Genomic DNA, 1,400 nt, shown 5'->3' with positions numbered 1-1,400 from the left:
AAGTAGCCGACCACCCCGTCCACGTCCCGCTCCGGCCCGTCGACCACCGCCACCACCCACACCGTGGCCGCCTGATCCGCCCCCGTACCGGCCAGGATCCGCGACCACGCCTCCGACCAGCCCGGGTGTTCCCCCCGACCAGCCCTGGCACCGGACATCGCCCCGCCCCCGGCGCAGGCCTGCTCACCCATCACCGGCCCCCGCCCCGGCAGCCGGGGGAACCGGCACCGAGGGAACCGGCAACGCCGCCAACCGGGCGAACCCGAACTCNCCCCGACCCNCCCCGGCCAGGAACACCGCCCACTCCCCGGCCTCGAACAGCAACCCCGCCCCCGCCGGAACCCGGCCGTGCCGCACCGCCACCCCCGGGGCATCCAGCAGCCCGAGCGTCCCGACCGGCACCGCGGCCACCTCCACCGCCCCCAGGCCAGCCCGCGCCGTCCGCCACCAGGCCAGACGATCCCGNCCCCGCACCGGCACCTCACACTCCAACCGGGCAAAGTGCTCGTCCTCCCACCGGCCCACGCCAGGACCCCCCTCGTCTCGTGNTCACAACAAGGTGGCCCCGGGCAGGCCCCACCNNCGTGGAACAGCCCGCCCGGAACCGTTCACGGCGCCCGCCGAGGACACGAAGGCCAACCCGACCAGAACCGCCGGGCATCACTATCGGCCACCGAACCAGGCATCACAGTGACCGTCGGGGCGCAGGGGAACGCCGCCACCATGACGGCACGGCACGGCATCCGCATGCCATCCGTGCCTTCCTGATGCCATCCCGTGACATTCGAGGCCGGCGGTCGGAACATGGCACCTGACCAGGACCTCAGACCCCGCCAGACAGTCGGAAGGACCGCTGATGGCCCCGCCCCGCAGCGACACGATGCTCGCCCGACTACTTCATGATCGGAACTGGAGTTGCGACGACTTCCGCCGTGTCTTCGACACCACCGCCCGCACACTCAGCCGGGAAAACAACGATCTTCGGGTGCCGGGGCCACTCAGCGACCGGCAGGCGAAACGGTGGATCGCCGGCCAGGTCGCCACCAGGCCCTATCCGGCGGCATGCCGGGTGTTGGAGGAGATGTTTCACGTTTCCGTGGAAGATTTGCTGACCCGGAATCCCACTCGCTACCGTGAGACACAGGCCGTAGCCCCGCCGCCCGTGCTACCACGTCCCGTCATGGTTCCCGCTCAGGCGGAGCCCGGCAGCGGGCCNCCCCGCGAGGAGGTGAGTCCGTCGCGCCGCCGTGNCCTNCTCGGCNCCGGCATCCTTCTTNCCGCCAGCACCGCCACGACTGGCGCCACCAGCCGCGCCGCGCAGATCTCCCGCGCCATCGCCGCGTCCACCCCGGACCCCCTCAGTGTCGCCCAGCTCCACCAGGGCATCCAACGCCTCACCC

2 protein-coding genes and 1 pseudogene are annotated in these 1,400 nt (G+C 72.2%); 1 reads left to right on the top strand and 2 read right to left on the bottom strand.

Annotated elements, in window-relative coordinates; genetic code table 11:
* Together CED_RS24455 and CED_RS25820 are read right to left on the bottom strand one after the other, a co-directional pair.
* Positions 1-191: hypothetical protein (locus CED_RS24455; protein WP_160172413.1), on the bottom strand; the 191-nt coding region annotated here is incomplete at its 3' end.
* Complete coding sequence (locus CED_RS25820; RefSeq protein ID WP_051868930.1) at positions 184-525, bottom strand: DUF397 domain-containing protein; 342 nt, start codon at positions 523-525, stop codon at positions 184-186. The genes CED_RS24455 and CED_RS25820, both read right to left, overlap by 8 nt.
* A 331-nt stretch (positions 526-856) precedes the next feature.
* On the opposite strand from CED_RS25820, the pseudogene CED_RS25555 reads away from it, so the two are divergent.
* A pseudogene (locus CED_RS25555) lies at positions 857-1,400 on the top strand (hypothetical protein); the annotation flags it as partial.

Origin of the sequence: Frankia sp. CeD, from assembly GCF_000732115.1 — a bacterium.
GTDB classification, from domain to species: domain Bacteria; phylum Actinomycetota; class Actinomycetes; order Frankiales; family Frankiaceae; genus Frankia; species Frankia casuarinae.
The sequence above is the reverse complement of the archived record's forward strand: the minus strand, read 5'-3'. Positions and strand labels throughout refer to the sequence as shown.